Consider the following 6012-nt stretch of genomic DNA (forward strand, 5'->3'; position numbering starts at 1 on the left):
TCCATGATCCGACTTGAATCCATCCTGACCCCTGGCCGTTCCCTCGTGAACGTGCCGGGCGGCAGTAAAAAGCGCGTGCTCCAGGAAATCGCCACCCTGATCGACCGGGAAGTGCCTGACCTCGACATGCAAGACGTTTTCGAAAGCCTGTTTGCCCGGGAGAAACTCGGCTCGACAGGTTTTGGCAATGGCATCGCCATTCCACACTGCCGCCTCAAGGGCTGCTCAACGCCGGTCAGTGCCCTGCTGCACCTCGAGGCGCCGATCGACTACGACGCCATCGACGGTGCTCCAGTGGACCTGCTGTTCGTGTTGCTGGTCCCCGAAGCCGCCACCGATGCTCACCTGGAACTGCTGCGCCAGATAGCCAGCATGCTTGATCGCAAGGAGGTGCGCGAGCGCCTGCGAGCCGCGACCAGCAGCGAGGCCTTGTACCAGGTTGTCCTGGACGCACAGAACGAGCACTGAACATGCGCCTGATCATCGTCAGCGGCCGGTCTGGCTCCGGCAAGAGCACCGCCCTTGCGGTGCTGGAGGACAATGGCTACTACTGCATCGACAACCTGCCCGCCGGGTTGCTGCCGCAGTTGGCCGAGAACGCATTGATCAACACAGAGCTCCAGCAGCCCAAGGTTGCCGTATCCATCGATGCACGCAACCTCCCCAGCCACCTCACGCGTTTTCCCGAGTTGCTCGAGGATGCCCGCAACCGGCATATCCAGTGCGACGTCCTGTACCTGGACGCCGACGAAGACGTGCTGCTCAAGCGGTTTTCCGAAACTCGCCGCCGGCATCCGCTGACCAACGCCAACCGCTCGCTGGCCGAGGCGATCAAGGTTGAGAGCGAGTTGCTCGGCCCCATCGCCGATCTTGCCGACCTCAAGATCGACACGACCAACCTGAACCTCTACCAGCTGCGTGACTCGATCAAGCTGCGCTTGCTGAACCAGCCCGAGCCGGGCACGGCCTTCCTGGTCGAATCGTTCGGGTTCAAACGGGGCATGCCCGTGGACGCCGACGTGGTGTTTGATGTCCGCTGCCTGCCCAACCCGTACTGGAAGCCTGAACTGCGCGACCATTCCGGGCTGGAGCAACCGGTGATCGACTACCTGGCCGCCCAGCCGGACGTCGAGGACATGTACCAGGACATCTCGAGCTACCTGCTCAAGTGGCTGCCGCGCTTTGCCGCGAGCAATCGAGCCTATGTCACCATCGCCATTGGCTGCACCGGCGGGCACCATCGTTCGGTCTACCTGACCGAGCGCCTGGGCCAGCTGCTGCAGCAATCCTTGAAAAACGTCCAGGTCCGCCACCGCGACCTCTAGCCAACAGGACCGCCCCACGATGCCCGCCCGCGAAATCACCATCATCAACAAGCTGGGGCTGCACGCCCGGGCGGCGGCAAAGTTCGTCGGCGTGGCCGGGCGTTTCCCCTGCCAGGTGAAAGTCGGCCGCGCGCCCGACAAGCTGGTCGACGGGAAGAGCATCATGGCCGTGATGATGCTTGCCGCGGGCAAAGGCACCCAGGTGCACCTGCAGACCGAAGGCGAGCAGGATGATGATGCGCTGATGGCGTTGATCGAGCTGATCAACAACAGGTTTGACGAGGGGGAGTAGCCCTACTCCCTGACTGCGATCATTTGTGGGAGCGGCACAAGGCCGCTCCCACAGAAACGGCGATGACCCCTAAGAGGTTCCCGCAGGATGAATGTGTCCAGCTGGAGCCTCGCCTCACGACATCGCAGTGTCCATCACCATCATCAGGCAGAAGCCGATGCACAGCCCAAGGCTCGCCAACCGGTGATGCCCGTTGCTGCGTGATTCCGGGATGATCTCCTGGGTCACGACCAGCAGCATCGCGCCCGCCGCGCAGGCCAGGCCTAGCGGCAACAGCAGCTCCGCGACGTTGACCAGCCACGCGCAGATCACCGCGGCCAGCGGTTCGACCAGGCCAGAGGCGGCACCGATCAGGAAGGCCCTGAAGCGCGACATCCCCGCCCCTGCCAACACCAGCGCGATCACCAACCCCTCCGGCACATCCTGCAGCGCAATGCCCATGGCCAGGCTGTCGGCGTCGGGCATGCCGCCCCCGGCCGACACGCCAATCGCCATGCCTTCGGGGATGTTGTGCGCGATGATGGCGATCACGAACAGCCAGATGCGCGCCGCGATCACCGGCTGCTCGCCCGTGCCCACCAGCGCCTCGGGCGAAGCGCCGGACACCTTGAGGTCGACGAGAAACAGGCAGAGGGCGCCAAACATCAGCCCGAAGCTGATCAGCCCACCGGCGCCCCACGGGCTGAAACCGATGGACTGGGCCGCGTCGAGACCCGGAATGATCAGCGAGAACGCGGTGGCCGCCAGCATCACCCCGGCGCCGAAGCCCAGCAAGGTATCGGCGACGGCCACCGGCATGTTGCGGATCACCAGTACCGGCACCGCTCCCAGCGCCGTGCCCAGGGCACACAGCGCGCCGCCCTCGAGCGCGCGCAGCATGCGCGGCTCGAGGTCCAGCCAGGAAATGCCGCGAACCACCAGCAGCGCCGTACCGACCAACAACAGCAACGTGCCCAGCGCCAGTCGGAACAGGCGCACGCTACTGACGGACATCACCTCCGAGCGCATGCCGGAACGACTCACGCCAAGGCTTCTACATAACGGCGTTCGACCTCTGACCAGTCGATGACGTTGTAGAAGGCGCCGATGTATTCCGGACGGCGGTTCTGGTACTTCAGGTAGTACGCGTGCTCCCAGACGTCTAGGCCAAGGATCGGCGTATTGCCGTTCATCAGGGGGCTATCCTGGTTGCCGCTGCTCTCGACCACCACGGTCTTCGCAGGTGTCACGCTGAGCCACGCCCAGCCGCTGCCGAAACGGCTCAACGCGGCCTTGGTGAAGGCTTCCTTGAAGGCATCGAAGCCGCCCAGCTGCTCGTCGATGGCCTTGGCGACCTGACCTTGGGGCTGACCACCACCTTTAGGCGACATGACCTTCCAGAACAGGCTGTGGTTGGCATGCCCGCCGCCCTGGTTGACCACCGCGCCCTGGATCTTCTCCGGCAGCTGCTTGACGCTGGCCACCAGCTTCTCGATCGGCCACTCGGCCCACTCGGTGCCTTCGATCGCGGCATTGAGGTTGTTGATGTAGGTCTGGTGGTGCTTGGTGTGGTGGATTTCCATGGTCTGGGTATCGATGTGCGGTTCCAGCGCATCGTAGGCGTAGGGCAATGCAGGCAACGTATGTGGCATATCAATGGATTCCGTAGGCGTGGTTGCGAGGTTCAACATCAGGTTGAGCGGTCATGGCGCCGGTCTGCGGGGCGTGCCGCTCGAGCAGGCGCTCGGTGCGCGGGTACTGTCCGTACTCGCCAATGAAATTGAGCAGTTCGGTGTAGGTCTTGGTGCTGTGCCGCAGGGCCGCATCCCGCAGCGGCTGCGGCAGGCGCATGTCCTGGCTGGCCTGCAGCAGGCGCTGGTGCGCGGCGCAAAGATAGTCCGCGCTTTCATGGGGCTGGTTCAGGCGCAGGTGGAGATCGGCCAGGTTGTGGTGGGCGATGACAAAGGCCGCCACCGCCTCGTCGACGTCATGCCAGCGCTCGAACAGCACCTGGGCCAGGGCCAGCGCCTGCAGGTAATGCTCGCGGGCGTCGACCAGTTCCCCCCGGTCGAACAGGCTGTTGGCGACTTCGGTGGTGCGTTTCCAGTGCTGCATGACGTACCTCTCTAGCGCGATGCGCTATTGGTTGGGTGTTCAGATACCGCCAGCGGTGAGTTTTTCAGGATCGAGCAGCACTTCGAGCTGGCTGCGCGACAACTCGGTGTGCTCCAGCGCCACGTCGATCACCGGGCGCCCTTGCTTGTAGGCGGTCTTGGCGATTTCGGCGGCCTTCAGGTAGCCGATGATCGGGTTGAGCGCAGTGACGAGGATCGGGTTGCGTGACAGCGCTTCCTTGAGCTTGGGCTCGTTGACCTTGAAGCTGGCGATCGCCTTGTCGGCCAGCAGGCGGCTGGCGTTGGCCATCAGCTCGATGCTGCCGAGCAGGTTGTGCGCAATGATCGGCAGCATCACGTTCAGTTCGAAGTTGCCCGACTGCCCGGCGATGGCGATGGTGGCGTCGTTGCCGATGACCTGCGCCGCGACCATGGCGGTGGCCTCCGGAATCACCGGGTTGACCTTGCCCGGCATGATCGAGGAGCCTGGCTGAAGCCCTTCGAGCTCGATCTCTCCCAGGCCCGCCAAGGGACCGGAATTCATCCAGCGCAGGTCATTGGCGATTTTCATCAGGGCCACGGCCGTGGTCTTGAGCTGGCCGGACAACGCCACGGCGGTGTCCTGCGAGCCGATCAGGGCGAACAGGTTGTGACCGGGCGCGAAGTCGACCCGGATCAGAGCGCTGAGCTGACGGGCGAAACCTGCCGCGAACTGCGGGTGGGCGTTGATCCCGGTGCCAACCGCGGTACCGCCCTGGGCCAGGGCCTGCAGGCTCGGCAAGGTGGCTTCCAGATGACTCAGGGCACCTTTGACCTGCGCTGCCCAGCCCTCCAGCACCTGGCTCATGCGCACGGGCATGGCATCCATCAGATGGGTCCGGCCGGTCTTGATGAACGGGTGCACCTCCACGGCCTTGGTCTCGATGACCTGGACCAGGTGGCGCAGCGCCGGCAGCAATTGCTCGTGCAGGGCAAGCGCAGCGCTGACGTGGATGGTGGTGGGGATGATGTCGTTGCTGCTCTGCCCGCAGTTGACGTGGTCGTTGGGATTCACGTTGTCACCCAGCACACGGCTGGCGAGGGTCGCGATCACCTCGTTGGCGTTCATGTTCGAGCTGGTGCCTGAACCGGTCTGGAAGACGTCCACCGGGAAGTGCTGCATGTAGTCCCCGGCCAGCAGTTGCTCCACGGCCTTGACGATCGCATCGCCCTGCCCGGCCGTCAGTTGCTCGAGCTCGACGTTGGCCTTGGCCGCCGCCGCCTTGGCCAGCAGCAGCGCACGGATGAACTGCGCGGGCATGCGCTGCTGGCTGATCGGAAAGTTGTTGACCGCGCGCTGGGTCTGGGCGCCGTACAGGGCCTGGGCCGGCACCTGCAATTCACCCATGCTGTCACGCTCGATACGGGTATCACTCATCATCTGGTCCTTGCATCAGTTCTTCAGGAGAAATCGAAGGCAGCAGCACGCAGTTCGCCAACTGCAAGGCGAAGGGCTGCCAGCGCTGGTTCTGTTCGCGGCGGTCGAGGTTGCGCAGCTGCAGCAACGGGCGCCAGGCCTGGTCGAGGCACTGGCAGCGCCAGTGCCAGGGCAGCATGCGGTCGCAGGCGGTATCGAGCAGCAGGCGGAAGGACGTCATGGCCACGGTCCAGGCCGAGGTCTCGGTGCAGCACACCAGGTAGCGGCCTTCGGCCAGGTAATGCTCGATCAGGCGCGGCTCGTCGGGCTCCAGGGCGCAACGAATACGCCGGCTCAGCCAGCGCCAGTTTTCCAGGTAGGGCAACTCTTGGAGGACGGGTTTCATGAACATCATCGCTGAGTGGCGGGATAATGATATTCATTATTAAGTGATAAACGGAATCACTTCAAGCAGAAACCGCACAACAAAAAACCCGGCACAGGGGCCGGGTCGGTTTCACACGCCAGGGCAGCGCCTGCGCGATCAGCTCCCCGCCACGGTCATCCTTTCGATCAGGACCGAGCCGGTGTGGATATTGCTTCGTGTTTCGAGATCGCTGCCGATCGCCACGATCTGCTGGAACATGTCTTTCATATTGCCGGCGATCGTCACCTCCTGCACGGCATGCTGGATCTCGCCGTTCTCGACCCAGTAGCCTGCCGCGCCACGGGAATAGTCACCCGTCACCATGTTCAGGCCATGCCCCATCAGCTCGGTGACCAGCAGCCCGCGGCCCATGCGGCGGATCAGGGCTGCCTGGTCCTCGTCGCCGTGAGTGACGAACAGGTTATGCACGCCACCGGCATTGGCGGTGCTGGGCAGGCCCAGCTTGCGGCCCGAGTAGG

General features: G+C 64.0%; 9 protein-coding genes. 3 read left to right on the top strand and 6 right to left on the bottom strand.

Translation table 11 applies throughout. From position 1 onward, the window contains the following. Positions 1-3 precede the first annotated feature (3 nt). The 3 genes from ptsN to VJS90_RS15250 are packed head-to-tail and all read left to right on the top strand — an operon-like array spanning position 4 to position 1617. Positions 4-468, top strand: a complete 465-nt coding sequence (ptsN, locus tag VJS90_RS15240) for a PTS IIA-like nitrogen regulatory protein PtsN (protein ID WP_324122475.1) — start codon at positions 4-6, stop codon at positions 466-468. Between the two features lie 2 nt (positions 469-470). Then, complete coding sequence (rapZ, locus tag VJS90_RS15245; protein ID WP_324122476.1) at positions 471-1325, top strand: RNase adapter RapZ; 855 nt, start codon at positions 471-473, stop codon at positions 1323-1325. A gap of 19 nt (positions 1326-1344) precedes the next feature. Next, complete coding sequence (locus VJS90_RS15250; protein ID WP_324122477.1) at positions 1345-1617, top strand: HPr family phosphocarrier protein; 273 nt, start codon at positions 1345-1347, stop codon at positions 1615-1617. Between the two features lie 114 nt (positions 1618-1731). Here the strand turns inward: VJS90_RS15250 and VJS90_RS15255 are convergent, their stop codons facing one another. The 6 genes from VJS90_RS15255 to VJS90_RS15280 form a co-directional block, all read right to left on the bottom strand. Then, on the bottom strand, positions 1732-2625 hold the full coding sequence (locus VJS90_RS15255) for a ZIP family metal transporter (protein WP_324122484.1): 894 nt from the start codon (positions 2623-2625) through the stop codon (positions 1732-1734). An 11-nt stretch (positions 2626-2636) separates the two neighbouring features. Continuing rightward, positions 2637-3248 (bottom strand): superoxide dismutase, encoded by a 612-nt coding sequence (locus VJS90_RS15260; protein ID WP_324122478.1) that lies wholly within the window; start codon positions 3246-3248, stop codon positions 2637-2639. A 1-nt stretch (position 3249) separates the two neighbouring features. Further along, the gene (locus VJS90_RS15265; protein ID WP_324122479.1) at positions 3250-3711 is read right to left on the bottom strand and encodes a hypothetical protein; all 462 of its coding nucleotides are present in this window, start codon (positions 3709-3711) and stop codon (positions 3250-3252) included. A 39-nt stretch (positions 3712-3750) separates the two neighbouring features. Beyond that, entirely contained in the window at positions 3751-5127 is a 1377-nt protein-coding gene (locus VJS90_RS15270) for a class II fumarate hydratase (RefSeq protein WP_324122480.1), read from the bottom strand. Beyond that, positions 5120-5521 (bottom strand): FagA protein, encoded by a 402-nt coding sequence (locus VJS90_RS15275; RefSeq protein WP_324122481.1) that lies wholly within the window; start codon positions 5519-5521, stop codon positions 5120-5122. The genes VJS90_RS15270 and VJS90_RS15275 overlap by 8 nt, the downstream gene beginning before the upstream one ends. A gap of 129 nt (positions 5522-5650) precedes the next feature. Beyond that, positions 5651-6012, bottom strand: a 362-nt coding sequence (locus VJS90_RS15280; protein ID WP_324122482.1) for a metallopeptidase TldD-related protein, incomplete at its 5' end; no start/stop codon positions are given.

It is taken from the genome of Pseudomonas sp. (assembly GCF_035277045.1).
Taxonomy (GTDB): Bacteria; Pseudomonadota; Gammaproteobacteria; order Pseudomonadales; family Pseudomonadaceae; genus Aquipseudomonas.

Coding starts and splice junctions, on each gene's coding strand:
- VJS90_RS15250 (WP_324122477.1), top strand. CDS start 1,345: ATGCCCGCCCGCGAAATCACCATCATCAACAAGCTGGGGCTGCACGCC.
- VJS90_RS15260 (WP_324122478.1), bottom strand. CDS start 3,248: ATGCCACATACGTTGCCTGCATTGCCCTACGCCTACGATGCGCTGGAA.
- VJS90_RS15255 (WP_324122484.1), bottom strand. CDS start 2,625: ATGCGCTCGGAGGTGATGTCCGTCAGTAGCGTGCGCCTGTTCCGACTG.
- ptsN (WP_324122475.1), top strand. CDS start 4: ATGATCCGACTTGAATCCATCCTGACCCCTGGCCGTTCCCTCGTGAAC.
- rapZ (WP_324122476.1), top strand. CDS start 471: ATGCGCCTGATCATCGTCAGCGGCCGGTCTGGCTCCGGCAAGAGCACC.
- VJS90_RS15270 (WP_324122480.1), bottom strand. CDS start 5,127: ATGAGTGATACCCGTATCGAGCGTGACAGCATGGGTGAATTGCAGGTG.
- VJS90_RS15265 (WP_324122479.1), bottom strand. CDS start 3,711: ATGCAGCACTGGAAACGCACCACCGAAGTCGCCAACAGCCTGTTCGAC.
- VJS90_RS15275 (WP_324122481.1), bottom strand. CDS start 5,521: ATGATGTTCATGAAACCCGTCCTCCAAGAGTTGCCCTACCTGGAAAAC.